Below are 26,008 nucleotides of genomic sequence, written 5' to 3' on the forward strand. Positions count from 1 at the left end.
TAAGTAGAACGGCGGAAATAATTCAAGGTTTGTAGTGAGGACTTTAGTCCTCAAATAAGGACTGAAGTCCTTACTACGAACTTAATTCCCAATTTTTTACATTCCTTAACATAGTTCGATTTATTCCCACCGACTTACTTATGTTAAATAAAAATTTCAATTTATTAAATCCCTACTCCTTCTTTCCCAAACACAGAAATACGACCATATTTGTAATAAGCTGCACACGCACCCTCCGAAGATACCATACAAGTTCCTATTGGTGTTTCAGGAGTACAAGCAGTACCAAATACCTTACATTCCCAAGGCTTCATTACACCTTTGAGAATTTCTCCACACTGACAAGCCTTATGATCTGCTACTTTTAAATTAGGAATCGTGAACTTCAATTCTGCATCAAACTGGACATATTCTGAACGAATTTTTAACCCAGAATAAGGTATATCACCCAAGCCACGCCACTCAAAATCTTGTCGTGTTTCAAATACCGTATTCATGGCAGTAAGTGCCAATTGATTACCCTTATTATCTACTAATCGGCGATATTGATTTTCAACTTCACAACGATTTTCTACTAATTGTCGTACTAGCATCCAAACTGATTGGAGAATATCTAAAGGCTCAAATCCAGAAATGACAATTGGCTTGTGATAATATTGAGAAATAAACTGATAAGGTTCAGTACCAATTACCATACTGACATGACCAGGGCCGACAAATCCATCGAGTTGCAAATCGGGATTATCTAACAGAGATTGTAAAGCAGGAATCACGAGGACATGATTACAAAACATGCTGAAGTTATGAATATTTTCTGCTGCTGCTTGGAGGATAGTAAAAGCAGTGCTAGGGGCTGTAGTTTCAAAACCTAATGCAAAAAATACAACTTCTTTGTTGGGGTTTTCTTTGGCAATTTTGAGGCTATCTAAGGGTGAGTAAACCATGCGAATATCTGCACCTATAGCTTTCGCTTGTAGCAGACTAGTTTTAGAACCAGGAACCCGCATTGCATCGCCAAAGGTAGTAAAGATGACATGAGGATTTTGGGCGATCGCGATCGCATCATCTAACCTACCTTTTGGCATCACACACACCGGACAACCAGGACCATGAATTAATTCTATTGCCTTGGGTAGGACTGCTTCAATGCCATATTTAAAAATCGAATGGGTATGACCGCCGCATACTTCCATAATTTTAATATGTTTATCTAGCAGGCAAGATAATTTTTCTATTTGCCATACTAGCGCTTTTGCTTTCTGAGAATCCCGAAACTCATCTACATATTTCATATAAATTTTAGTGTTTAGTAGATAGTAGAATAGATATTATTATTATTAGATAATTCCTAATTATTAGCCATGACTTCTGCAATTTCTTGTAGTATTTGCAATGTTTCTCTTGCTTCTTGTTCGTTAATACGGTTCATGGCAAAACCGACATGAATTAATACCCAGTCACCAATACATGATTCGGGAGAGTGTTGGTCGTCCACTATACAAGCAATATTTATTTGACGTTTAACGCCAGCGACATTAACTATTGCTAGTTTGTTATTATGATCTGTTATTTCAATAATCTGACCTGGGATACCTAAGCACATTTTTTGTTTTCCTGTTTAATGAATCGAAAAGATATTAAATAAAAAATAGTAAGATTTAGACAATATATAATATAGTTATTATTTTATAATGTTAGCTGCTGCAATCACTGCTTGACCTAGTGATAAACCACCGTCGTTACATGGAGTCAGGCTATGAGTAAGTATGTTAATGCCTGATGTTTTGAGGTATTTAGTGACTTGTTCTAATAAGATACAGTTTTGAAATACTCCTCCACTTAAAACGACGGTCTTGATATAATGTTGTTGAGATAGGTCATTAACCATGTTGACGATAGTTTTAGCTAAACCTATGTGAAATTTTGTAGCTATGACTTCTAGATCAGTTTGTTGTTGTAAGTCATCTAATAACGCTTGCCACATTGGCTTTGGGTCTATACAGTAAATATTATCTAAAATGTTAATTTTAAAAGGATAATTTTGGTTATCTTCATGATTCTTTAAGTTATTACGATCAACTAAAGCTTCCATTTCCATTGCTGCTTGTCCTTCATAGTTACATTTTTCTCGGCATATACCTATGGCAGCAGCGACGGCATCAAATAAGCGTCCTACGGAGGAAGCTAAGGGAGAATTGATACTTTTTGATACTAGTTGATTGAGAAGTAGTAGGGGTTTTTCTTCTAGGAATTTGATGATTTCTAAATTACCATATTTATTTGTGATTTCTTCCCAGGTAAAGGCTGAAATTAATTGGGCGTAAGTGTTACGCCAAGGTTGGTATATTGCCTGTTCTCCGCCGATCATGGCTACTGATTTAAATGTTGCTAATCGTTGGAATTGGCAGTAATTTGCTAAGAGAAATTCACCACCCCAAAGTGTGCCATCTTCACCGTAACCTAAACCGTCTAAGGCGATACCTAATACAGGTGATGAATCTAAAGGAAGATTATTTTCAGCCATGCAAGCGGCAATATGGGCGTGATGATGTTGGGTAGAATAAATTGGAATTTGATTGGCTGATGCTAGTTCTTGACCGAGTTTTGTAGATAGATATTCGGGGTGTTTGTCGAGTGCGATCGCTTCTGGTTGATGCTCGAATAAATTTAAGTATAAGTTGAGCGTATTTTGATAGGCTGTAAAGGTGGCTGCATTTTCTAAATCTCCCAAATGTTGAGATAAAATTGCTTGTTCATCCTTTAATAAACAAAAAGTATTTTTTAACTCGCCACCCATCGCTAAAATTGCTGGTGTTTGCTCAAATCCGGGTGGTAATTTAATCGCTGCTGGTGCATATCCTCTAGCGCGGCGAATAGTTTGTATTTGATTACCAATTACCCGCACCACTGAATCATCTACACGGTTAACAATTTCTCGGTCATGTAAGAGGAAATAATCAGCAATTTGACTTAGTTTATTTCGCGCTTCATCATTATCTATACATTGTGGTTCATCAGAAATATTACCGCTAGTCAAGACAATTGGGCGGTTCATGCGCTTAAGAATTAAGTGATGCAAAGGTGTGTAAGGTAGCATGAAGCCAAGGGTATTTTGTCCTGGAGCGACAGAAGGAGACAGGGGAGAGGGGGGAGACAAGGAGAAAAGATTACTCCCTTGTCCCCCTTGTCCCTCTAGTTTCTTCGCCTGCAACAATACAATGGGTGCTGCGGGACTTTGCAATAATTCTTTTTCTTTATCGCTGATGGTGCAGTATTTCTCAATGATTTCTAAATCCCGCGCCATTAAAGCAAAGGGTTTGTGATATCGTTGTTTGCGCTGGCGGAGTTTTTGTACAGCAGTTTCATTTGTCGCGTCACAAGCAAGATGAATTCCGCCTATACCTTTGATGGCGACAATTTCACCTCTCTGCAATAAAGTACACACAGCATCAACATCATCCAACATGGAAAACATGGAAGCTGTAATTGGTTTACCGTCAGCACGTTCTAAAGTTGCTTTCGGCCCGCAGACATGACAAGCTACAGGTTGAGCATGAAAGCGACGGTTTTCAACATCGTTATATTCTTTGGCGCACTCTGCACACATAGGGAAAGCTGCCATACTGGTGTTGCAACGGTCATAAGGAATGGCACGAATAATACTCAGGCGGGGACCACAATGAGTACAATTTGTGAAAGGATAGCGATACCAGCGACTATAAAAATCAAAAATTTCAGCTTGACATTGAGGACAAGTCGCAGCATCAGGGGTAATTTCTGTGTTTACGGTACTACTAATACTGTGAGAAATGACAAAATCATGGAATACAATTTCTGTTTGATAACGCTTACGTGTGAGTTGATTAATTCTTGCCAAAGGTGGACATTCTTGTTTTAATCTTTTGATAAATTCTTCTATCGATGCATCAGTTCCAGAAGCACGAATTAAAACGCCTTCACCATCATTACAAACATCACCACACAATCCACAAGCTTTTGCTAATCGATATACAGTCGGGCGAAATCCTACCCCTTGAACAGTACCACGTACTCGAATTTCTTCAGTAGTCATTTGTTATTAGAGACGCGATTCATCGCGTCTGTACAATGGTTATTTGTGTATTTTCCACAGCAAAACTCTGTTATTTCCAGAGTCAGCGATTATTGCTGTGTTACCAAAAACTTTGATTCCATAACACCAGTTGAGACTATCTCGCTTGGGTTGTCCAAAATCGCGGTTTTCTCCTTTGCTTGTAAAATTATTTTGTCCTGCGATCGCATCAGCCGCAGCCCCTTGTAAAGATAAAATAGACTCAGGCTTTCTCCAACCTAATAACCGAGAATTAGCAGTATCAGCTACTAACAACCAATCATCAACAGCATCGACACCATAAGGCATACTTAAACTACTCGCACTAGGAAAGTAAACTCCTTGATTAATCTCAACAACATCAAAACTTTTCTGTCCTAACACTACCGCACAAGGAGTATTATTTTCTCTAGGCATTCCTTCCCAAATCATCACACGATTATTACCCGCATCTGTGATAACTAAATTCTCTCCCCAAAAGGTAATATCGTGACACCAACGCATACTAGAAGCAGAAGGACTACCACCGCCATTTTCATTACGTAATGTCATATCCGGTTGTCCCAAAACTAAATCCGCTGGTTGATTATTCTCTTCTGGAACTTGATTCCAAACTAACACCCGGCGATTACCTGTATCAGCTACAAATAACCTTTCTTGGTGATAGAAAACCCCATAACACCAATTGAGAGAATTTGCTGCTGCTTCTTGCTTACCTCGATTAGGTTCGTAATCACTAAAATTTACTTGTCCTAAAACTAAATCTGCTGGAACATTACTATCTTCTGGTACTTTTTTCCAAATCAAAACGCGGTGATTCCATGCATCTGCTACCGCTATTCCCTCACCACAGCGACAAATTCCAGTTGGTACACTTAAAGTCGTATTTCCTGGTGTACCTTTAGCATTTTGTCCTTCACAATTAAAGTTTGGTTGTCCAATTACCCAATCAGCAGGTTGACTATCTTGGGTTGGTAAATTTTGCCATCCTAATAAACGATGATGTCCCGTATCTGCAACCCACAAAGGCCCATTTTTTGATATTAAACAAGCTGCACGAGGACCGAACATTTCAATTGCGCTAGGTGCAAGAGGAGTTGCTAATTCCTCCGGTTTCATGATTTTACCTAAAATGACTTCTGCACCATTAGCTGATAATAGTAAATTGTCGTGATTTTTAAATGTTGATGTAAAAGCCATTTAATAACTAATCAAAAACTACTAACCACTATTTCTGTCAAGGTAGGTAGAAAACTAACCCAAAATCTCAGGATACAAGACTATTTTCTTCTTTGTGTCTTAGTGTCTTGGTGTTTCAAAAAGGATTTTTTTCACCACCAAGACACTAAGACACCAAGGACTAACCACTAACATAATTAACTTACCGCAATAACATGATTGATTTCTGGACAATATGTTTTAATAGTTTGTTCAATTCCTTGAGATAAAGTTAGTGTGGAAGCGGGACAATTACTACAAGTACCGATTAATCTCACTTCTACTGTATCCGGTGTTTTAATTGCCACTAATTCTACATCTCCATCATGGTTTTTTAAACCAGGACGAACTTCTTCTAAAGCTTGTTGAATACGTTGTTGTAAAGGTGGTGTTGGTGATTTTACTAGTTCATGATAAAGTAGTACACCATAGACTACTTGGTCTTGAACAGCATTACGTAAAGCTGATATTGATTCTTGTTTGACACTTTTAATTAAACGGGTTAGTGCTTCTTTATGTAGGTCTTCGATAGCGCGTTTTAATCCTATTGCTACACATCTTTGGCTTTCTTCCCACTCGGATATTATCGCTTCAAAACGGCTAATTTCTTCTACTAATTCTTCCAGGTTTGTCATTAGTTGGTGATTGTGTAAATCATAATTGTGTAGAGACACGATTTTTATCGCATCTCTACCTTATGAAAATAAATGCAATGATTAATAGTAGAGACGCGAGATTATCCTACGGGATCTTGCTACGCGTCTCTACTTCATGCGGAAATCTTGAAGCAAGAAAGGCATAATAGTACCTGTTGTTACACTCGACAGTATTACTGTTAACCACAACGGGAAATGTAAGAATAATGGTACTATTAGTAATAGTAAACCTATACCAGCACCAATAGCGGTTTGCTGCCAAAAATACTTATGGTCACGTATTAATTTACCCTTCAAAAATAACTTAGCAGAAAACCAGCCGATTTCTAACATATAACCTCCTAAAATTTGGGACAAAAATTCAGTAAGAATAATCCTAATAGCATGGCTGGAATGACACCAGCAGGGGCAAATAATCCACCAATTGTGGCAGCAAATTCATAACCTAATTCTTCTCCGGCTAAAAGTATGCCGCCAATCGCACCCCCAATTACAGAGAATACAGTTGCTATTAATAGCCATAGCAATCCTGTGAATAAGTTCACATCACCAGATGCTAAGATTGTAAGTATATCTGTCATAATTGATTCTCCTTTTTGTTCATAATTCTTCTAAAACTTGGGCTACTACTTCTGCTTGTTCTCGATATCCATGCTGAGTAAATATTTCCCAAGCCTGTTGATAATAATTACGTGCTTGTATAAGATTTTGATGATTACCTATTTCTGGTTGGTTTAAGTCATCAGGTAAGTTTAATAAGGCATTCGCTTTGTTAGCAATGGTGTTAGCGTATTCTATTGGTGTATCTTTGGAATTACGCACTTTCAACGCTTCATCATAAGCTGCGATCGCTCGCATTAAGTTATCCAAGGGATGGGATGATGGTAAATATTGCAGCGCATTACCCAAATTATTCTGCAACATCGCATATTCTCTAGGATGATCGATAAGATGAATGTGTTTCAGTGCAGCTTCAAAAGTTTGTACAGCCAAACCTTCAAATAAATATTGCTGTTGGGAACCTCCTGACATGGAAAGGTAAGCGATCGCAATATTATTATGTAAAATTGCATATTCCTGCGGGTATTTTTCCCAGGTAAATACTCGCAAAGCATCTTGATATACCTGAATACTATCTCCAATCCTTACCAAGTTGAATGGTACTAAAGACTGTAGCACCAAGCCATAGTTCATTTGAGCTTCCGCAAGTTCTTCTGGTGAGGCGAATTCTTGTAAAACAGGTAATGCTTCTGTGTACAAAACTTGCGCTTGCAATAAAAATTCTTCTGTATCGTTCGGTATTGATCTTAGCGCCCCAGCCTTTGCTATTTTTGCTCGTGCTTTGAGCAAAAAGTCGTCATCATTACATAAATTTTCTGCTTCTTGATATAATGCGATCGCATTCCACAAATCTTGAGTAGTTTTTGGCTTTTTAACAAAACCATGGGCCATCTCAATCAGCATCTCAATTTTATCTTTTGTGGATGCGGATTCAGAATTAATAGCAGCAATCGCTGCTTTGACTGCGGTATCGCTAATACTTGGAGTCATCCGATTTGGGATTTTAGTTTGGATTTTGGATTAATTCCGTGGATGAATCCGAAGGGAGCATCCGAATTTTTAAATATACCGTGAAGGGTTTACCGCGGAGAGTTTAAACCCTTCGCTAACAGCACAACTCGTCTAAAGACGACTTAAATTAATTAAACACAACAGTTTACTGAAGCAGACTTTAGCTATGAGACTGCGATTACAATCGTAGACGTGTTTTGGAACTACTATCAGTCCTCACTAATATAAATTACCTGCTCATAAAAATCTAGTGTATGGGCATCACTATTTATCTCAATCTTAATCTATTAATTTTTTATTAACTATTTGTTGTTTAGCAATAACTACGTTATTGATATATAATTGCAGCCTATACATAAACCAAATGTTAATTATGTTGCAAAACCAATTATTAGAAATGTTTTTTATTAACATTTCATGACTTTTATGAGTATAGTTTCACTGTCTCTTTGTTGAAATAATCAATAATTTATCTACCTAATATATTAGACCTCTTGCATTCTTGCATGAATCTTTACCCTCACCCTAAATCCCTCTCCCAAGCTTGGGAGAGGGACTTTAAAATGGCTCCCCTTCTCCCAATTTTGGGAGAAGGGGTAGGGGGATGAGGGCAAGTTTTGCATTCGCGCAAGAGATCTATTGAATACCAAACTAATATATCTATCTTTAATATAGAAAAAATGCGGACATTATATGTTGTTAATAAACATCACATTCAAGTATTTATTTTTACTAAACATCTATATTTTCATTATTGATTTAGATTGATTAAATACATTAATTTTTATTTAAATATATAGAATGAAAACTGAATGTATTTGATATTGAAAATTAAATTGTTCCTTAAACTTGAAACTCTACAAATCTTTTAAGTGAGCATCATGAACTGCGTACACCAAAAAGAATGAAAAACTGACCACAGATGCACATCGATAAACACAGATAAACATAGATGGGTTATGGGTTTGCTACTAACTTAATCCCCGATCCCCAATCCCCGATCCCTACAAACACACAGCTAATGACTAACGTATTATGGCTACAAGGTGGTGCTTGTTCGGGCAACACCATGTCATTTTTAAATGCAGAAGAACCAACTGTCTGCGATTTAATTTCCGATTTTGGTATTAACGTACTATGGCATCCTTCCTTGGGACAAGAACTAGGAGACCATCTGCAAGGGATGCTATGGAATTGCGTTTTAGGTAAAATCCCTGTAGATATCTTGGTATTTGAAGGTAGTGTAGTTAATGCTCCCAATGGTACGGGAGAATGGAATCGCTTTGCCCATCGTCCGATGAAAAATTGGGTTAGCGATTTAGCAAAAGTCGCTAAATATGTTGTGGCGGTAGGCGATTGCGCTACTTGGGGAGGAATTCCGGCTATGGAACCTAACCCTAGCGAATCTCAAGGTTTACAATTTCTCAAACGGCAAAAAGGCGGTTTTTTAGGGGCAGATTACCGTTCCAAAGCCGGAGTACCTGTAATTAATATTCCTGGATGTCCCGCCCATCCTGATTGGATAACGCAGATATTAGTGGCGATCGCCACTGGTAGAATTGGCGATATTACCCTTGACGAATTCCATCGTCCTCAAACCTTCTTCAAAACCTTCACTCAAACAGGTTGTACCCGCAACATTCACTTTGCGTATAAAGCAAGCACTGCGGAATTTGGTCAACGTAAAGGTTGTCTGTTCTACGACTTGGGTTGTCGTGGTCCCATGACTCATTCTTCCTGTAACCGCATCTTGTGGAACCGCGTTTCTTCCAAAACCCGTGCGGGAATGCCTTGTTTAGGTTGTACCGAACCAGAATTTCCCTTCTTTGACCTCAAACCGGGAACCGTATTTAAAACTCAAACCGTCATGGGAGTTCCCAAAGAACTACCGCCAGGGGTCAAACAAAAAGACTATGCTCTACTGACCGTAGTCGCCAAAGACGCCGCCCCACCTTGGGCAGATGAAGACTTTTTCTTAGTTTAGTCAGGTCATTAGTAGAGACGCAATTCATCGCGTCTCTAATGACCAATGACCATTGTACAGACGCGTAGACGCTCGTAAGAGCGGCTTCTCGTAAGAGTATCATCGCGTCTCTAATGACAAATGACCAATGACAAAGGACAAATCATGGGAACTCAAATATTAGACATCTCACCCGTGGGGAGGGTAGAAGGCGATTTAGATGTGCGGGTAGAAATCGAAGATGGACAAGTAATCAACGCCTGGACTCACGCCGAACTCTTCCGTGGATTTGAAGTTATTCTACGTGGTAAAGACCCGCAAGCCGGATTAATTGTCACACCTCGGATCTGTGGAATTTGCGGTGGTTCTCACCTCACCTGTGCATCTTGGGCATTGGATACCGCCTGGGAAACGGAAGTTCCACGCAATGCAATTTTAGCCAGAAACCTCGGTCAAATAGTCGAAACAATTCAAAGTATACCCCGCTATTTTTACGGTTTATTTGCGATCGACCTCACCAATAAAAAATATCAAAATAGCCGTTACTATAGCGAAGCAGTCCGCCGCTTTGCTGCCTTTACTGGCAAACATTACGAAATCGGCGTCACAATTTCTGCGAAACCAGTAGAAATTTATGCCCTCTTAGGTGGTCAATGGCCCCATTCTAGTTACATGGTTCCTGGTGGCGTGATGTGCGCCCCCACCCTCACCGATATTACCCGCGCCTGGTCAATCCTAGAATATTTCCGCACCAATTGGTTAGAACCTGTATGGCTGGGTTGTTCCTTGGAACGCTACGAAGAAATCCAAACCTATGATGACTTTATGGCTTGGTTGCATGAAAATCGTAACCATCGCCAGTCCGACTTGGGTTTTTATTGGCGCATGGGTTTAGATATTGGTTTAGATAAATTTGGTGGTGGTGTAGGTAAATACGTTACTTGGGGATATTTACCCCATGAAGATAAATACCAAAAACCAACCATCGCCAGCCGCAACGCTGCCATGATCATGAAAAGTGGAGTGTACGACAGTTACAGCGACACTCACACCTTGATGGATCATACCTTTGCCCGTGAGAATACCACTCACTCTTGGTACGAAGAAGGTACAGGAGATATTCACCCCTTCGATCGCACTACCAACCCCATCGCCAAAAATCATAAAGACTTCAACGGCGCTTATTCTTGGTCAAGTGCAGTCCGCCACACCGAATATGGACGGTTAGAAGCTGGCCCCTTAGCAAGACAATTGGTCGCAGGTGGTACACATGGCGAATCTTGGCAACATTATGATGGATTTATCCTTGATGTTTTCAAGCGGATGGGCGGCCCCAGCGTTCATCTTCGTCAGTTAGCACGGGTTCATGAAATTGTCAAGTTGTATCGCCAAGCCGAACGCTGTTTGCGCGAATTCAAATTAAATGAACCTTGGTACATCAAACCCAAACAAAAAGATGGCCGTGGTTGGGGTGCAACAGAAGCAGCGCGGGGTTCCCTGTGTCACTGGGTTGAACTAGAAGATGGCAAAATCAAGAACTACCAAGTCATCGCCCCTAGTACTTGGAACATTGGACCCCGTGACGCTGAACAAAAGCTTGGCCCCATTGAGGAAGCTTTAATGGGTACACCCATTGCTGATCCAGCTGACCCTATAGAAGTAGGTCATGTCGCCCGATCATTTGATTCTTGTTTAGTGTGTACAGTTCACGCCCATGACGCGAAAACAGGCGAAGAACTGGCGCGTTTTCGGACAGCATAATCTCGTTTTGACTTGGAGTCTTTGTGTCTTAGTGGTTAATAAAATTAATTTTTGAACCACTAAGGCACGAAGACACGAAGAAAACTGAAAATTTATAAGGTAAGCTAGTGTCTAATTCTGAATTACACAATTATCTGGCCGGTCTTCCTGAAGTTGTACTGCAAGAGTTCACACAATGGTGTGTGCTGGAACAAGCAACAGCAGCAGGATACGAATTTACTCCGGATCTGGTGAAGTTAAAGAATCTGGAGACTGTAGATTATATTCAAGAATTGGTTGGTCAATTTGCGGATGCTACCAGAAAATCGATTGAAGGAAGTATGGCGATTATGGTAGCAGGTAAGCAAGCTGACAATCACGCTTTACCTGGGATAGCTGCGATCGTTGATTTTATTTCTCTCTATGTCAGATATTTAGTCCCTAAAGGCCCAAAAAATGAACTACCAACAGATGAGAAGCTAAACTTAGCATCACAAGAGCAATTTGAGCAACTTTGTCAAATTGCCAAAAAACACAGTGTAGAAATTTAAACGTTGGCTGTTGGTTGTTGTTTGTGGGAACATTCTGATTTTTCCAATATACCTCTTGCACGAATGCAAAACTTGCCCTCATCCCCCTACCCCTTCTCCCAAAATTGGGAGAAAGGGAGCCAATTTCAAAGTCTCTCTCCCAAGCTTGGGACAAAGGGAGCCAATTTCAAAGTCTCTCTTTCAAAATTGGGACAAAGGGAGCCAATTTCAAAGTCTCTCTTTCAAAATTGGGACAAAGGGAGCCAATTTCAAAGTCTCTCTTTCAAAATTGGGACAAAGGGAGCCAATTTCAAAGTCCCTCTCCCAAGCTTGGGAGAGGGATTTAGGGTGAGGGTAAAGATTCATACAAGAGGTCTAATATACCTCTTTGAAAATAATGTAGAGACGTTGAATTGCAACGTCTCTACAAGGATTTTGGGTAACGCATAGTTAATTATCACCAGATGTCTAATATACTGCTAAGGTTTAAACCTTGATCCCCCGTTGTAGCACCTGGCGTACAAAGACACGAAGGTGAAAAGACCAAAAATCGGTATTTTTGTGAAGATTTTTACCCACCTTGAAAGGGCTGGTCCTAGCATTTACTCTCAAAACCGCACTTTGTACAAGTCGAAGAATTCTCCTGATTGCCGTGCAATTACTTTACCATCAGCAGCTTTGATTATTTTTTCCCATTCTGCGATCGCCTCTAAAAATACCTCAGCATCCAAATAAGTTTCCAAAACCGCCCAATCTTCAGCTAACGGTTGTTCTGGATTGAGGATGTCAAACACAAAATGTCCACCTGGTTTCAACACCCGTTTGACTTCTGCTAATACAGCACTCCAATATTCCAGTGGAAAATAGCAGCTAAATCCTGTGGCGATCGCTAAGTCAAACTGCTCATCAGAGTAGTTTAAGTGATGAGCGCTACCTAATTCGACACCTTTGAACAGTTTCGAGTTCAACTGTGAACCACGGGAATTGAGAGTATCTCGTGCTACAATACTGATTTCTTGACCGTAAAAATACGCTTGCCAATCTCGCCAAGGATAGATCAAAAAGCTGACACCGCAGCCTATATCCAAACAGTGCTGGTTTTTTTGTGGTTGAGCTATTTCCCAAAAACTAGAAACTATTTTTGCTGCCAATATCCCACTCACCCACTCTCGATATATTGGCATTGCCTGTACTTCTGTTGGTAGTTCAAAGGATTGATTTTCATATTGTCGATTAAAACGATATGCTACTTGCGCTACCCTCACCTGCCATTGATCTGAGTGATACATATTGTTTATGTTAGGCTTTTGAGATGGTTTGTTGGACATTTGGTCTATACTATTCCTCAACTATTTCTAAATTTAGTATTGCTGTACACCTGTCAAGATTAAAGCTAGAGACGCGATATATCGCGTCTCTACATCTAAATTCATACCGCGATTCAGCAACGCCTAAATTTGTTAACAACCAACAACCAACAACCAACCATTCAATTTTTCAACAACCGTAAACCACTCAGGGTAACTAACACAGTAGATCCTTCGTGTCCTACTACACCGATGGGTAAGTTAATATCACCCAAGAAATTGCCAATTAACAGTAAAATAATGAATCCTAAAGCAATAGTAATATTCTGCTTTACTATTGCTTGCGCTCTTTTACCTAAGCGCATCGCTACTTCGATTTTCTCTAATCTATCTGCCATCAAGACAATGTCAGCTGTTTCTAATGCTACATCGCTTCCTGCTTTCCCCATGGCAATACCTACAGAGGCCTGAGCTAGGGCTGGTGCATCATTAATACCATCGCCTACCATGGCGACTGTTTGATACTCTTGCTGTAAACGACGAATCACATGCAGCTTGTCTTCTGGTAGTAACTCTGCATACACTCGATCTATTCCCAAATCCCGCGCCACACTCTCAGCAGTCTGTTGATTATCTCCTGTCAACATAACTATTTGCTCAACTCCCAATTTTTTCAGATGAGAAATAGTTGCTGCTGCTTGCGATCGCACTGTGTCAGCAATAGCTATAATACCTAGCACTTGATATGATGTAGATTCATTTGACGAGACAGGGGAGAAAATTTTTCCTTGTCCCCCTTGTCCCCCGTGTCCCCGTGTCCCCGTGTCCTTTTCATTTTGTGCTATCCAAACAACTGTTTTCCCTTGTAACTCGAAGTTGGTAGCTATCTCAATTAAGTTTTTAGGTAAATCAACAACATAGTTTTGGACAAAATTATCTTTCCCGGCGATAATTTCTTGGTGATTTACAATACCTATAATTCCCTGTCCAGGGAAAGCTTGTACTTCTGTTGCAGGTGTCCAATCTAAGTTTTTTGCTGCTTTGACAATTGCTTCACCAAGGGGATGTTCGGAACGAGATTCTAATGAAGCGGCAGTTTTTAATACAGATTCTTGTGTATATTCACTAAGAGAAATGACTTCACATACTTCTAAGACTCCTGTTGTGAGAGTACCAGTTTTATCAAAAGCGATCGCTCGTACTTTCCCCATCATTTCTAGTTGAGAGCCATTTTTAAACAAAATTCCCTGTTTTGCACCATTCGCAATTCCCGAAAGTAAGGTTGGCATAATTGCAGCCATTAATGCACAGGGAGAAGCCACCACCAAAAAAGTCAAAGCTCGATAAATCGCTGTTTCCCAGTCCCAATATCCAAGGAATGGTGGCAAAATCAATAGCAGTACGCCAGCAATTACAATTACCCGTGCATACCCTCGTTCAAATCGTTCAATAAACTGTTGGGAAGGAGGTGTTTCTGTTTGTGCTTGTTGTACTAAACGAATCACCCGTTGAATTAAGCTACTTTCCGGTGGTTGATGCAGCTTTAACTTCAGCGCCCCATACCCGTTTAGCGTACCTGCAAATACTTCGTCACCGACTGTTTTCTCGACGGGTAAAGACTCGCCTGTAATTGCAGCTTGGTTGAGAGTACTGTAACCTTCCAGAATTACCGCGTCTGTGGGAATTAATTCTCCTGGTTTGACGATGATTTCATCTCCTAAGTGTAACTGCGCGATCGCAATTACTTCTTCTTTACCTTGACGCATAACCCTGGCTGTATCTTGTGTTAAGCTCATCAAACTCTGGATACTGCGTTCAGTTCGCCGCATCGCATAACCTTCTAGGGCGCCACTAATAGCAAAGATGAGAATCAAAATAGCCCCATCAATAATTAAGTAATACTCTCTTCGCCATAAACCCAGCCCCGCTGCACCAAGCGCCGCTACTATCATCAGCAAATCTACATCCAGTTCTTTTTCTTTGATTAAAGTTGTGAGTCCCTCGCGGGCGCTTTCGTAACCACCAATCACATAGGCGATGGGTAACAGCAACAACGCCCATCCCAAAAAGCCAAGATGTAAGGCGAACCATCCGCAAAATAAAAACAACCCACACACGAGGGCTGCTAAAGTATCTGGATGTTCTTTGGTAAGTTGATGCAACCGTTCTGAATAAAGCATGAGAGTCAATATTTATTCGACTCTCTTACGCTAAACCTTAACATTAATGTTAATGTCAAGGTTGTTTGTAGTAGGGGCTTCAGCCCTACTTTTTTTAAGCATGTTTGCTAGGTTAATTTTTAGGAATCTCTTCACGCGATTCAATCATGATTTGCATGGTTTCAACTGCTAAATCGCGTAAATCATTGTTCAGAAAAACTACACCATTAGAACCAAACCAGCGATCGAAGATACTAACATTTCGTTTGTCACCATCTACAAATCCTTGCATGAAGTTGTAGAGGGTATAGTTAACTGAGTCCAGAAATCTAGAATTATTCTCAGGAACCATACATGCAATACCTTCTCTAGAGTAAGGGCGATCTGGTACTACTTGAAAAGCGTCCGGGTTTTTCGTTGTTCCTAACCATCCTTCTAACAAGATGCTATCTGATGCAAAAGCATCGATTTTCCCCTGTTGCAAAGCAGCATATCCTGCTGCTCGATCTTTTAATAGCACTAGTTTTGCTTGGGGTTGGACTCGCTTGAGTGCTAATTCATTGGTAGTTTGGCTCAGTACACCAACACGTTTACCGATTAAAGACTCAGGAGAACCTAAGTTACTTCCCTTTTTTACTAACAACTGAGTACCGGTAGCACCATAACTCAGTGAAAAATCTACTTTTTTATCCCGTTCCCAAGTAAAACTACTAGCATCACAAACAATATCCACTTGCCCATTGAGAATTTTCGGAATCCGTTCTCCTGGTGTGACTGTTACCAATTGCAATTGAATTTTTTTTCCCAGTTCCTTTTCTAATTGTTCTTTGACCAGATTCAACATATCTACGGAATAACCAACCAATTTTCCCTGATTACTCGTATAAGCAAAGGGAATTGCATCTTTGCTAGTCCCTGCTGTTAGTACTCCTGTCCGTGCTACTTTTTCCATCACGGTTTCGGCATTAGCAACCGCAGGTGTGAATGTTGTTAACAAGAGACTCAAGGTAGTTATCGCCGCCAGATTTTTATACATCTTCAATCTTGCAAATATTGCTTTTTGTCGGCATATTGTACAAGGATGTTCAAAAGTAGTAAATCCAAAATCGGATGACCCCACAGATAAATCTGCTGACTCTACGTTTTGTAACACTAAACTTAATAATCAATTATCATATTTATCTTGAGATAGATATACAATATAAAGAAATATATGTTACTTTGTTTTCTTAAGTAGAGTAAGTCAGCCTAATCTAGCTAATGACAACGCTAACGCTGGAGCGGAGGAACCATTTTTTGGGGCGTATCTCAAATGAGAAGGACATCTCTCAGTCCTAGCCCGTCAGCTAACTTCGTAGGCATTGAGAGGAGACTGAAGAGGCAGCATTTTTTTAATGTTTAACCTCATCAGCTTCCTTGGCTGGTACTGCTCAAGTTTTTTGTACCTGCACTTGACTCTGTTGAGGTTGCATCGAATGATATTTCAATTAAATTTAGCTGCAATATTTGCAGTTGCTGGGCAAACAGCTTGGAAAAAGGCAAAACCTTTTGTTCTCAAGGATGTAATCTTGTACCCTGCTCTGGGATTATTGGGGATTATCCTGTTGTGGTGGGTGATTGCGCTGGCGAATCACGAATTAATGCCTACTCCCCCAGAAGCACTGGTTGCTAATTTGGACTACATACTCAACCCTTTTTACCAACGCGGGCCGGGGAACTTAGGAATTGGTTGGTTGTTATTGGCAAGTATTAGACGGGTATTGTTGGGTTTTTTGTTGGGTGCTGTGGTGGCGATTCCTGTAGGCTTTCTGATTGGCATGTCGAGAGAGGCAATGCTAGCAATAAATCCGATCATTCAGATTTTTAAACCCGTATCCCCCTTGGCTTGGCTACCTATTGCCTTAGCCATATTTAATTTGGCAGACCCTTCAGCGATTTTTGTGATTTTTATCACTTCTTTGTGGCCGACAATTATTAATACTGCTTTGGGAGTTTCTAGCGTTTCTAAAGATTATTTAGATGTGGCACAAGTTTTAGAAATGCCCCGTTGGCGACAGATTACTAAGATTATTTGGCCTGCAAGTTTGCCGTACATTTTTACAGGTTTGCGGATTAGTTTAGGAATTGCTTGGTTAGTAATTGTGGCGGTGGAAATGTTAACAGGCGGTATTGGTATCGGCTTTTTTGTTTGGGATGAATGGAGTCGTTTAAATCTGAGTTCTGTGTTTCTCGCCGTGTTGGTAATTGGCTTAACTGGGTTAATTCTTGATTATGCTGTGGGCAAACTTCAAGAATTTGTAACTCATCGTCCGAGAACTTCAAATTAAGAGAAGAAAATTTGGCATATATAGCCGCAAAATCAATAAAAACGCCTAATCTTGACGTCAATTGTTGTGCTGAGAACGCACTCTCAAACTAATATTTAAGCGTGAGGTTGGCTAAGAATAATTAATAACTAGTGGAGCATACCATGAGTAACGCCGACCAAAATTATTGGCATCGACGAGACTTTATCAAAGGAATAGGAGCAACAGCAGCAGGAATGGTGTTGTCTTCCTGTGCAATCTCAGGCGATCGCTCTGCTAAAGGACTGACTGAAGAAGCTGCGGCTATTAAACCTGTAGTCAATCCCGGAACTTTAGAAAAACCAAATATTACTGTTGGTTACGTTCCTGTTAACGACTGTGCGCCTTTTGCGATCGCTTGGAAAAAAGGTTTTTTCCGTAAATATGGGTTGAATGTCAAACTCAACCGGGAAGCCAGCTGGGCTACATCGCGCGACGGGTTGATTTTTGGTCGCCTTGATGCTTCACCTGTGGTATCCGGTGCTGTTACCAACGCCAGAATTGGTGCAGAAGGTGCGCGTCACGCCCCCTTGTGTGCAGCAATGACTATTCACCGCCATGGTAACGCCATGACCATGAACAAAGCCATGTGGGATTTTGGGCTGCGTCCTTGGTATGAATACAAACAACAATATGGCGATCGCGCTTTGGAAGCTTTTGGTCGTGATTTTAGAAACTACTTTGACAAGCAGCCACCAGAACGCAAAGTCTGGGCGGTAGTACTGAGTTCTGCGATTTACGAATATTTTATCCGCTACGTATCTGCTGCTGCTGGTGTCGATCCTTTTAAAGAGTTTCGTGTCATCATTGTTCCTCCACCACAAATGGTGACTAATGTCCGGATTGGTGCAATGCAAGCCTATATGGTTGCAGAACCTTGGAATACACGCGCAATTACTGGTAATGAAGGTGTCGGATTTACCTTCGCTCAAGGTAAAGAAGTCTGGCTAGGACACCCAGATCGCTTGTTGGGGGTGATGCAATCCTTTATTGACAACTACCCAAAAACCTATCGTTCTCTGGTGAAAGCGATGATTGAAGCTTGTCAATATTGCAGCAAACCTGAAAATCACAAAGAAGTTGCAGAACTGCTCACGGATCGCTCATTTACAGGTGCAAAACCCAAAAAACCGGGTGCGCCAATCACCAAGTTTACAGGCCCCGCAATTCTCGGTAACTACAACTATGGTGGTTTTGATGGCAAAGATCGCACAATCAAAGCTGCTGACAACACTATTTTCTTTGACATTCCTGACAATATTCCCAAACAACCTGGTGAAAACTCTACATTCTTGTGGAGATCCAGAAGTATTTGGTTGATGACACAAGCTGCTCGTTGGGGACAAATTCAGGAATTTCCCAAAAATGCGGATAAATTAGCTGCAAAAGCCTGGAGAACAGACCTTTATCGAGATATTGCATCCGAAATGGGTATTGAGTCTCCAAAGGATGATTACAAAGTTGAATCACCAGAAGTATTTATCGACAATAAGGGTTTTGATCCCAGTGATCCTGTAGGGTATCTCAACAGTTTTGAAATTAGAGCCAATGCTCCGACTCGTTTTTATATGTCCTGATTGACTGGTGACAAAATGATCTGCATATTGTCTTGATTATTACAAACTAGGATTACTCAGATACAGGACTCCTATTTGATTTTTGTTGGCATAGCCTGCACTCTGTGCTTAAAAAACTCAGTACAATTCCTCTTCTTTGTTCCCTGTTCCCTGTTTCCTGTTCCCCTGCTAATACAAAATCTGATCATTAATTTGCTGAAATTGCCAAATATTTTCCTAAATTTTGGAGCTTACTTATGACTAAATCTACTTCATTTTCTATGATAGATAAAGAAATATTCCATAATACCCCATTTTTGGAAATAGAAAATCTAGTCAAATCTTATCCAACAAATGGTAGTAATGAGTTTGTCGTGTTAGATCATGTGAATCTCACAGTAGGCGAAGATGAATATATTTCTGTAGTTGGTCATTCTGGCTGTGGTAAATCAACACTGCTAAAAATAGTTGCTGGTTTGGAAAAAGCAACTGCTGGCTCTGTACGACTTGATGGCAAGGAAATTCGTAAACCTGGTGCAGAACGCATGATGGTGTTTCAACACTATTCATTGTTACCTTGGTTAACAGTCAAAGAAAATATCCGCTTGGCTGTGGATGAAGTACTAAAAGATGCGAATCGTGCAGAAAAAATAAGCATTGTTAACGAACATTTAGCAATGGTAAATTTGACTGCGGCAGCAGATAAATATCCCGATGAAATTTCTGGAGGAATGAAACAAAGGGTTGGGATTGCTAGGGCTTTAGCAACTCGACCAAAAATGCTATTAATGGATGAACCTTTTGGTGCTTTAGATGCTTTAACTCGTGGAAAATTACAGCGCCAAGTTTTAGATATTTGGGAAAATCATCGTCAAGCAGTAATGATGATTACTCACGATGTTGATGAGGCTATTTATATGTCAGATCGCATCGTTTTAATGACTAATGGCCCATCTGCTAAAATTGGAGAGATTCTAGAAGTACCTTTTCCACATCCACGCGATCGCTCTGAAATGCGAAACTCAAAAGAGTACTACGAACTCCGCAATTATGCACTAAATTTCCTAGAGCGGAATTTTACTGCTGATGAGTAATGATTTGTTAGTAAATAGTAAATAGTAGTTTGTTGAGCATTGTTTGTTTTTGGAATGAGTAATTTTTACCCACTAACAAGCAACCACCAATCACCAACCACCAACTATCAACATCCAATTTTGATTGCAAAGAAGTGAATGCTGTGAATATCAAACCCATGTTAGTGCGTTTACAAGACGCGATCAATAGAGATGACTTAATTGAGCAAATGTTATTGTACTGTAACTCAATAACATCTTTTTCAGAACAAGCTGAATCTACAAAATCAATCAATTTTATAGTTGGCTATAACAGTTCTCCTAACAGCCACACTGCGTTGGATATTAGCTTGTTGATGGCTCATCAAACACGTTTAGCCACAAATTCACATGTTCTAGTTCAAGCTGTTTACGTGTTAGAAGAATACCAAACAAATGATTTTTTTGATATTTTACCAACACAGGACTTTCAAACAAGTGAATCATTTGGGCATTTTCCAACATATTGCCCAATCAGTTTACCATCAAAAAATGTTCAAACTCCTGTCTTAACTCAAATAAATAAGTTTGCACAAGCAGAAAGAATATTATGGCAAGCACGTTGTCTTGCTGAAGAATGGCAGAGTTATTTTAAAGCTCATTTGCGATTTGGCTGCGTAGCCGATGAACTAAAGAAAGTAGTTGCATCAGAAGCAGCAACTATATTATTTTTAGGCTGTAAATCAGCTAAACATCCGATTGTGCAAAAACTTGCTTATAATTTCCCTTGTCCGGTACTGGGTATACCTAGTTGCATTGATGGAGAATGAAAATTAAAGCTTGTAATGAGTGTTAATTAATAAGCAAATACTACACTTCTGCTGCACTTACTACAAGCTTATACCATTTCGGATTTTGGATTGGGACACTTTATCTGTGTATAGGTTCTGGAAATCTATTTGTTGTAATCTTTGTTTTAAATTGGTCTTAAATGTAATTATTCATGAATTAATTGTAACCTCCAAGTAAAAATTAATACAAACTCATATTGATATCTTTAAAATAGCAACAAAAATTAAGTTTTTCACTTTTATATTCTATATAAATTACTAAATAATTTATTTATTAAACCGAAGCCATCTATACTAGATAGCTTTTTTCGTTTAATATGCAAAAAATTAGAGTAGTGAGCAGTAAACACTGGTTAGTGTTTAACGTTAGCTTATGAATTTAAACCCTAAGTAAAATAAACAACTGATAACTGATAAGTAGATGGGTCGAAACAGACATAAAGCAAATTACGAAAAATCAACACACACCATACCCCTAGCAATGATAAATGACACATGACGACCCCAACTAGTAGAGACGCGAAATTACCCTGCGGGAACGCTAAAAGCGAACGCGTCTCTACATTTGTTCCGACTTACTGAAGTGTTAATTTAATCCAGGAGTGTTCTGTGGAAAACTGGCAAGCTATTTTGAGCGTTTTGACTTTTATCACTGTCATTTTTTTGATTATGACAGAGTGGATACATCTAACAATTGCAGCATTCTTAGGTGCTTTGTTACTAATATTTACCAATGTCATGACTTTACAAGAAGCTATTGGCTATATAGGTAAAAGTCACGGCACACTTGGTTTATTTTTTGGCGTAATGGTACTGGTACGCGCATTTGAACCGACAAAAATATTTGATTATTTAGCAACTCAAATAGTGCTACTAGCTAAAGGAGAAGGTAAACGTTTGTTACTTGGTATTGTGGCGATTACTACTCCTATTTGTGCAGTTTTACCTAATGCTACAACAGTGATGCTATTAGCTCCATTAATTCCGCCAATGGCTCAAGAAGTTGGGGTAAATTTTGTACCATTATTAATTCTAATGGTGTTCATTGCTAATAGTTCTGGATTGCTCACGATAGTTGGTGATCCGGCAACATTTATTGTAGGTGATGCGATCAATCTTAGCTTTACAGATTATCTATGGCGCTTGAGTTTAGGTGGAGCGATCGCTGTGATTACTGTGATCGCTATCTTGCCATTGTTATTCCGCAAAATTTGGCATAAAAAACTAGATAATTTAGAACAGTTACCACATCCTCAAATTAACCATCCACGTGTTTTATCATTAGGAGCATTAATTGTAGCTCTTGTATTAGTGTTTTTTGTGATCGGAGAATCTCTTCCAGTACCTATTTCACCAGCTGCTGTAGCTTTACTCGGAGCAGCTTTAGCAATGCTTTTGTCACATCACAGTAAAATCGATTCTGTTAATAATATTTTGCGGGATGTTGATTGGAGTACTTTGATATTTTTTATGAGCATATTTGTGCTAATTGGAGGACTAGAAAAAACTGGCGTAATTAATGGTTTGTCAGGAGTATTAGCAGTTGTTTTGGGAAAAAATATTATCTTAGGTTCACTGAGCTTAATATTTTTGATCGGGCTATTGTCTAGCGTAGTTCCTAATATTCCCCTAGTAGTAGCAATGGTACCTTTACTCAAACAATACATTGTCAACGTTGGGTTAGCGCCAGCAGAAGTTCTCGCACCAGACTTTCAAGGACAATTTCCACCAGAAGTCTTACCACTTTTTTATGCAATGATGTTTGGTGCGACTTTGGGAGGTAATGGAACTTTAGTCGGTGCATCGTCTAACATCGTAGCAGCGGGGATTTCTGAACAACATGGACGCCGTATTTCCTTCAAAACTTTTCTACACTACGGTATTCCCGTCATGGTATTGCAACTATTGACCGCATCAGTATATGTGCTGATTCGCTTTTTACTCTAGTACTCCAGCACACAAAGTTTGCTAGGTTCGTAGTGTAGAGGCGCTAGCGGCTTCCTAAAGGTTACGCTTAAGCGTTCATAGAGGACTAAAGTCCTCACTACAAACCCAGCAGAATTAATGGGACAGACCACTACTGGTCAACCGCATTAATTATGATAGCTTTGTAGTAAGCACCAAGCGTGCTTGAATATTTGAGGACTTAAGTACTTATTATAAACAGCTGTGTGACTATATTGTTTTTTCTTTTTCTTTATTGATAAACCATATTACGTTAATATATATTTCCAGCTTTTAACAATATAATATGTTGCTTGATGCAAGGGTGCTACTCTAGAAAGTAATACTTTAACAAGGTTAGGGCAAGAATAATAAATTGTCTTAACATATAAAAAACTAGAAGCTAAACTAACTTACAACCTAGCAAGGATAAAAAAGATGAGTTCGATGGAAGGAGAAAAATTTAATCATAATTTTGCAGACTCAACCCCAGGTGGTTTAGTTCCAAGCATCAATCAGGCTTCAATAAGTAATAGCTTTGGCGATATTAGCAGTTTAGATAAAGTCAGAGATATTCTTTTTGGCGGTCAGATGCGAGAACTAGAAAAAAAGTTTACGCGCTTAGAAGATCGTCTAATCAAAGAATGTGCTAGCTTACGAGATGAAACAAAAAAACGTTTAGATTATTTAGAAAATTATATCAAAAATGAAATTGAAGCCGTAAATGATCAGGTCAGAAGCGAACAATTAAAACGAGAGGAAGCGATCGCAACACTCAGCGAAGAGCAAAAAGGAATCAATCTTTCTATAGAAAGAAAACTCTCTCAATTTGATGAACAAGCAGCGACAAAAACACGTGAATTACGCGAACAACTACTTAATCAATCTCAAAGCTTACAGGATGACATTCGTCAAAAATACGAAGAAATCCTAGCACTACTGCAACAAGAATCTCAAGAAATACGTGCAGAAAAAACAGATCGTTCCACTCTTGCAGCTATGTTTACAGAATTAGCCATACGGCTGAATTCTCGATAGTTAGAGATGGGAAGGGAGACAAAAAGGGAGACAAGGGGGACAGGGAAGAGAACACAAAACTAAAAAACTACTAACCACTAACTAGTCTTTAATTTCTAGTTGCTAACACTAGTTTCAATAAATTTTTAACAAAGATGCAACTCAACATAGATCGTGAGTTGGATATTTTTGGCAATGAATGAATATTACCCTGATGAATTAACGTACAAATTACCCGAAGTTTCTAATGGTAGCAATCCCCATGAAACTTTACCTGTAAATAACAATCGCGAGGAAGCTAGTAATGAACTCAGTGAACTCCGCAGTTTGCTTTTAGGGGTAGAAACTGCACAACTTGATAAACTATACGAGCGATTAGAAAATCCTCAAATTCAAGCAGAAGATATTAGTCGTTTGCTTCCAGAAGCTGTAATTTTAGGAACAATGCAAGGTCAAAGTTTAGCCGAAGCAATGGTTCCCACAGTTGAACAAGCAATTCAATCTTCTGTTAAGCAAGATTTAAATGTTCTTTCTGAAGCATTTTTTCCGATAATTGGCCCTGCGACTCGTAAGGCTATTAGTACAGTTCTAGATCAAATGATGCAATCTTTGAATCAAACACTAGAACATAGTATGTCACCACAAAGTTTTAAGTGGAGACTAGAAGCACGACAGACGGGGAAGACTTTTGCTGAAGTTGTTCTACTACGCACCCTGATTTACCGAGTGGAACAAGTATTTTTAATTCACAAAGAAACTGGATTATTGCTACAACATATTGTAGCGCTACAGGTAACTGTTCAAGATCCTGATTTAGTTTCCGCTATGTTGACAGCTATTCAAGATTTTGTCAAAGATTCTTTCAAGGTGGAAAAAGGTGAGGCGTTACAAAGTTTGCAGTTTGGGGAACTCACCATATGGATTGAGGAAGGTCCACAAGCAGTATTAGCAGGTATAATTCGAGGGAATGCTCCTCATGAACTACGATTAGTTTTTCAAAACACAATAGAAAAAATTCACCTGAAATTGCATAGAGAACTTCATGATTTTACAGGTGAAACAAAACTATTTAGTATTAGCAAACCTTATCTAGAGGAATGTTTAGAAGCAAGGTATCAAGTTCCATCCAAGAAAAAATATATCTATGCATGGAGTTTATTGGGTGCGATCGCGATCGCACTTGGGATATGGAGCTTTTTTAGCTTTAGAGAACAATTACGTTGGAATGCGTATCTAGAAAAACTTAACTCTCAGCCTGGGATTGTTGTGATTCAAACCAAGAAGGGATATGGAAAAAATTTTATTTCTGGAATGCGCGATCCCTTAGCTACAGATCCGTATTTACTGATGCAACAAGCTAACATCAATCCTAAGACAGTTATCAGTCAATGGCAACCTTATGTATCCCTAGAACCGCAAATAATAGCAAAAAGAGCCGCTGAGTTACTACAAGCTCCCAAAACTGTATCACTCAGAGTTGATCAAAATGGTATTCTTTATGCTACAGGAAATGCACCACGTCAATGGATTTTGGAAGCCAAAAAATCTTGGCGTTTAATTCCTGGTATAACTCAATACATTGATCGAAATTTACTTGAATTAGAACTCCAAGAATTGCAATTATATAAACAAAAAATTGAGCAGAATCAACTCTTATTCCTTGAGGGAAGTACTGAATTTTTACCAGGTGAAAGTAATAAATTACCAAATATAGTATTCGCAATCAAAAAATTATCCAGTTTAGCCAAGTCTTTAGGCAAAGATGTGCGTTTTGAAGTCACAGGATACACAAATATAACTGGAACAGAGCAAAGAAATATGATACTCAGTCAAGCCCGTGCTAGTAAAATTATCGCTTACTTAAATTCTCAAGGCATCAATACAATTAATTTTACTAGCTTGGGTGTAGGATCAAGTCAATCTTCAAGCACAGGACTTACAGAGCAAAATCAACAAGTTAATCGTAGGGTTTCTTTTAAGGTATTCTTAATTGATGCCCATAACTGAA

General features: G+C 39.3%; 21 protein-coding genes and 1 riboswitch. Of the genes, 10 read left to right on the forward strand and 11 right to left on the reverse strand.

Annotated features, from left to right (window positions below; genetic code table 11):
• Positions 1–164: 164 nt before the first annotated feature.
• From hypD to ACE1AT_RS23565, 8 genes are all read right to left on the reverse strand, one after another.
• On the reverse strand, positions 165–1,292 hold the full coding sequence (gene hypD, locus ACE1AT_RS23530; RefSeq protein WP_374872790.1) for a hydrogenase formation protein HypD: 1,128 nt from the start codon (positions 1,290–1,292) through the stop codon (positions 165–167).
• Between the two features lie 56 nt (positions 1,293–1,348).
• The gene (locus ACE1AT_RS23535; RefSeq protein ID WP_374872792.1) at positions 1,349–1,603 is read right to left on the reverse strand and encodes a HypC/HybG/HupF family hydrogenase formation chaperone; all 255 of its coding nucleotides are present in this window, start codon (positions 1,601–1,603) and stop codon (positions 1,349–1,351) included.
• A gap of 78 nt (positions 1,604–1,681) precedes the next feature.
• A complete protein-coding gene (hypF, locus tag ACE1AT_RS23540) occupies positions 1,682–4,072 on the reverse strand; it encodes a carbamoyltransferase HypF (RefSeq protein WP_374872795.1) in 2,391 nt (796 codons plus the stop codon).
• A gap of 39 nt (positions 4,073–4,111) precedes the next feature.
• The gene (locus ACE1AT_RS23545) at positions 4,112–5,290 is read right to left on the reverse strand and encodes a hypothetical protein (protein ID WP_374872797.1); all 1,179 of its coding nucleotides are present in this window, start codon (positions 5,288–5,290) and stop codon (positions 4,112–4,114) included.
• 176 nt (positions 5,291–5,466) lie between these two features.
• A complete protein-coding gene (locus ACE1AT_RS23550) occupies positions 5,467–5,943 on the reverse strand; it encodes a NifU family protein (RefSeq protein ID WP_374872836.1) in 477 nt (158 codons plus the stop codon).
• A 129-nt stretch (positions 5,944–6,072) separates the two neighbouring features.
• Entirely contained in the window at positions 6,073–6,297 is a 225-nt protein-coding gene (locus tag ACE1AT_RS23555; RefSeq protein WP_374872800.1) for a hypothetical protein, read from the reverse strand.
• A gap of 8 nt (positions 6,298–6,305) precedes the next feature.
• Entirely contained in the window at positions 6,306–6,545 is a 240-nt protein-coding gene (locus tag ACE1AT_RS23560) for a hypothetical protein (RefSeq protein ID WP_374872802.1), read from the reverse strand.
• Positions 6,546–6,564: 19 nt separating this feature from the next.
• Positions 6,565–7,515: a hypothetical protein gene (locus tag ACE1AT_RS23565; RefSeq protein WP_374872803.1), complete on the reverse strand. Its 951-nt coding sequence runs from the start codon at positions 7,513–7,515 to the stop codon at positions 6,565–6,567.
• Positions 7,516–8,557: 1,042 nt separating this feature from the next.
• Here ACE1AT_RS23565 and ACE1AT_RS23570 point away from each other — a divergent pair.
• The 3 genes from ACE1AT_RS23570 to ACE1AT_RS23580 all read left to right on the forward strand — a co-directional run bounded on the left by ACE1AT_RS23570 (position 8,558) and on the right by ACE1AT_RS23580 (position 11,790).
• Positions 8,558–9,520, forward strand: a complete 963-nt coding sequence (locus ACE1AT_RS23570) for a hydrogenase (protein ID WP_374872806.1) — start codon at positions 8,558–8,560, stop codon at positions 9,518–9,520.
• 144 nt (positions 9,521–9,664) lie between these two features.
• Positions 9,665–11,260: a nickel-dependent hydrogenase large subunit gene (locus ACE1AT_RS23575; protein ID WP_374872838.1), complete on the forward strand. Its 1,596-nt coding sequence runs from the start codon at positions 9,665–9,667 to the stop codon at positions 11,258–11,260.
• Positions 11,261–11,367: 107 nt separating this feature from the next.
• The gene (locus tag ACE1AT_RS23580; protein WP_374872809.1) at positions 11,368–11,790 is read left to right on the forward strand and encodes a hypothetical protein; all 423 of its coding nucleotides are present in this window, start codon (positions 11,368–11,370) and stop codon (positions 11,788–11,790) included.
• A gap of 587 nt (positions 11,791–12,377) precedes the next feature.
• Here ACE1AT_RS23580 and ACE1AT_RS23585 read toward each other — a convergent pair.
• From ACE1AT_RS23585 to ACE1AT_RS23595, 3 genes are all read right to left on the reverse strand, one after another.
• Entirely contained in the window at positions 12,378–13,097 is a 720-nt protein-coding gene (locus ACE1AT_RS23585; RefSeq protein WP_374872812.1) for a class I SAM-dependent methyltransferase, read from the reverse strand.
• Between the two features lie 161 nt (positions 13,098–13,258).
• On the reverse strand, positions 13,259–15,256 hold the full coding sequence (locus ACE1AT_RS23590) for a heavy metal translocating P-type ATPase (protein ID WP_374872814.1): 1,998 nt from the start codon (positions 15,254–15,256) through the stop codon (positions 13,259–13,261).
• Positions 15,257–15,368: 112 nt separating this feature from the next.
• The gene (locus tag ACE1AT_RS23595; RefSeq protein WP_374872816.1) at positions 15,369–16,271 is read right to left on the reverse strand and encodes an amino acid ABC transporter substrate-binding protein; all 903 of its coding nucleotides are present in this window, start codon (positions 16,269–16,271) and stop codon (positions 15,369–15,371) included.
• A gap of 199 nt (positions 16,272–16,470) precedes the next feature.
• Positions 16,471–16,611: riboswitch (cyclic di-AMP (ydaO/yuaA leader) on the forward strand.
• A 99-nt stretch (positions 16,612–16,710) separates the two neighbouring features.
• Here ACE1AT_RS23595 and ntrB point away from each other — a divergent pair.
• The 7 genes from ntrB to ACE1AT_RS23630 all read left to right on the forward strand — a co-directional run bounded on the left by ntrB (position 16,711) and on the right by ACE1AT_RS23630 (position 26,007).
• Entirely contained in the window at positions 16,711–17,562 is an 852-nt protein-coding gene (gene ntrB, locus ACE1AT_RS23600) for a nitrate ABC transporter permease (protein ID WP_374872818.1), read from the forward strand.
• Positions 17,563–17,705: 143 nt separating this feature from the next.
• Complete coding sequence (locus ACE1AT_RS23605; protein ID WP_374872820.1) at positions 17,706–19,157, forward strand: ABC transporter substrate-binding protein; 1,452 nt, start codon at positions 17,706–17,708, stop codon at positions 19,155–19,157.
• 236 nt (positions 19,158–19,393) lie between these two features.
• Complete coding sequence (locus tag ACE1AT_RS23610) at positions 19,394–20,230, forward strand: ABC transporter ATP-binding protein (protein ID WP_374872822.1); 837 nt, start codon at positions 19,394–19,396, stop codon at positions 20,228–20,230.
• A gap of 158 nt (positions 20,231–20,388) precedes the next feature.
• Positions 20,389–21,018, forward strand: a complete 630-nt coding sequence (locus tag ACE1AT_RS23615) for a universal stress protein (protein ID WP_374872840.1) — start codon at positions 20,389–20,391, stop codon at positions 21,016–21,018.
• Between the two features lie 630 nt (positions 21,019–21,648).
• Complete coding sequence (locus tag ACE1AT_RS23620; RefSeq protein ID WP_374872824.1) at positions 21,649–22,986, forward strand: SLC13 family permease; 1,338 nt, start codon at positions 21,649–21,651, stop codon at positions 22,984–22,986.
• A 435-nt stretch (positions 22,987–23,421) separates the two neighbouring features.
• On the forward strand, positions 23,422–24,021 hold the full coding sequence (locus ACE1AT_RS23625; RefSeq protein ID WP_374872826.1) for a hypothetical protein: 600 nt from the start codon (positions 23,422–23,424) through the stop codon (positions 24,019–24,021).
• Between the two features lie 174 nt (positions 24,022–24,195).
• Positions 24,196–26,007 (forward strand): OmpA family protein, encoded by a 1,812-nt coding sequence (locus ACE1AT_RS23630; RefSeq protein ID WP_374872828.1) that lies wholly within the window; start codon positions 24,196–24,198, stop codon positions 26,005–26,007.
• The last annotated feature ends 1 nt before the right edge of the window (position 26,008 follow it).

This window comes from Pelatocladus sp. BLCC-F211 (assembly GCF_041928655.1).
In the GTDB taxonomy this organism is placed as follows: domain Bacteria; phylum Cyanobacteriota; class Cyanobacteriia; order Cyanobacteriales; family Nostocaceae; genus Pelatocladus.